General features: G+C 50.0%; 1 pseudogene. It reads left to right on the plus strand.

The annotated features are described in order from the left end of the window. Positions 1-97: 97 nt before the first annotated feature. A pseudogene (locus KVT27_RS24930) lies at positions 98-266 on the plus strand (dihydropyrimidine dehydrogenase); the annotation flags it as partial.

Consider the following 266-nt stretch of genomic DNA (forward strand, 5'->3'; position numbering starts at 1 on the left):
TTGCAAGTGAGCACGACATTACGCTTGGCACGGAGCTATTGTATCGAACTGCAAGCCGAATCGCCATGAAGGAAGAATAGCGCGGAGGTGGAGGCTTATGGGGACATCCTTTATTTCACTAACCGATTTGAAGCGTAACTTTGCCGAAGTCAAAGCCGGCATGAAGCCGAAAGAGGCGATGGAGGAATCGAACCGCTGTTTGTTTTGTTATGATGCGCCCTGCACACGCGCCTGTCCGACGGGGATTAATATCCCTTCCTTTATAA

Source organism: Lysinibacillus sp. GbtcB16 (genome assembly GCF_019091145.1).
In the GTDB taxonomy this organism is placed as follows: domain Bacteria; phylum Bacillota; class Bacilli; order Bacillales_A; family Planococcaceae; genus Lysinibacillus; species Lysinibacillus fusiformis.